At 33.7% G+C, this 1,823-nt stretch carries 1 protein-coding gene; it reads left to right on the top strand.

Annotation, left to right across the window (positions count from 1 at the left end; all coding sequences use genetic code 11):
* Nucleotides 1-270: 270 nt before the first annotated feature.
* On the top strand, nt 271-1,823 hold a 1,553-nt coding region (locus ACO5V7_RS08875; protein ID WP_485485895.1), incomplete at its 3' end, for an insulinase family protein.

The following is a 1,823-nucleotide window of genomic DNA, read 5'->3' as shown; positions in this document are numbered from 1 at the left end:
AAATTTTATTTAATTTTTGAATAGGATATATTTAAGGTAAAAGAAGTATAAAAAAAGTAAAATGTAGCATATATGCTACATTTTACGATGATGAAAATTCTCGTATAAAAAAATTCAGGATAAATGGACTGACGATTCTATAAATCTGTGATTTCATATATCGTTCATAAAGTATCTTCATATCACAACCTAATTCTATCCCTTATCTTCTTTTTTCGCACCAAAAGTGTTAAAATAAGTGAAAACCTTTTAAGAAGAAGGAGGAATTTTATGCCAAAAGAATTTAACGGATTTAAATTATTAGAAAAGAGAGACTTACCAGATATCCGTTCTGTAGGGTATTTATATCAACATGAAAAAACAGGAGCGGAAGTTCTTTATTTAGAAAATGAAGACGATAATAAGGCTTTTAATATCGCGTTTAGAACTCCACCATATGATGATAACGGAATTGCGCATATTATCGAGCATTCGGTATTAAATGGATCTAGAAAGTATCCAACTAAAGAACCTTTTGTGGAGTTATTAAAAGGATCTTTGAATACTTTCTTAAATGCGATGACTTATTCGGATAAGACGGTTTATCCAGTATCTTCTCGTAATCAAAAAGATTTTACAAATTTAATGTCTGTTTATTTAGATGCTGTGTTCTATCCGAACTTCAAGTATGACCCACAAATCCTTATGCAAGAGGGATGGCATTATCACCTAGAGAATGCAGACGATGAACTGATTTATAAAGGCGTTGTTTATAACGAAATGCGAGGGGCTTTCTCTCAACCAGAATCAGAATTATATCGTTTAATTGAACCAACTTTATATCCTGATACGGTGTATAAACATATTTCAGGAGGAATGCCTGTTAGCATCCCAACATTAACGCAAGAAAAATTTGTTGATTTCCATGATAAATATTATCACCCAAGTAATGCGCGTGTTACATTATATGGGAATCTAGATTTAGATGTTGCTTTTGGTCAGTTAAGTGAATATTTTGATGAGTTCGAAGCAAAAGAATATGAGTTTGGACCTGTTGAACAAGCGCCATTTGAAAAAAGACAAGAAGTAGAAGCAAAATTCTCGATTTCTCAAGAAGAACCTGAAGAGAATAAAACTTTGTTAGCTTATGTTTGGGCTGCAGGAAAAGGTACAGATGCTGAATCTCTTATTGCCTTAGCAGTATTAGACGAGCTTCTTTTAGGAAGTAATACAGCTCCTATTAAAAAAGCACTTTTAAAATCAGGACTTGGTTCTGATGTTTCTGGTGGTTTTGGTGCGGCAACATATTCACCTATATTTGAAATTGTACTGAAAGATACAAATCCTTCTGTAAAAGAAGAATTTATTACGATTATTGAATCAGAATTAAAACGACTCGTTGAAGAAGGAATTCCTCAAAAGGCGATTCAAGCGGCATTAAACAAGGCAGCTTTCCGATACAAAGAACTTACAGCATTAGAAGGCTCTACTCCTAAAGGGATTCTGTATTCTCTAAACGCGCTAACGAGCTGGTTATATGACGGAAATGTTTTCGAGACATTTGAGTATCAACCAATTTTAGATAAGATTCAAAGAGAAATGACTAATGGATACTTCGAAAAATTAATTCAAAGTACATTATTAGAAAATACGCACTCCGCAGTTATTACACTTTCTCCTGAACCAGGACTTCTAGATCGTAAAGACCAAGCGCTAAAAGAACAATTAGCTGCCTATAAGGCTTCACTAAGCGATCAGGAATTAGAAGCATTGGTCGAAGAAACTCAAAAATTATTAGAACGTCAAACAACTCCTGACAAGGAAGAAGATTTGGCGAAATTGCC

This window comes from Granulicatella sp., from assembly GCF_057274575.1.
Note: the sequence above shows the minus strand (reverse complement) of the source record. Positions and strands in the feature narration are given on the sequence as shown.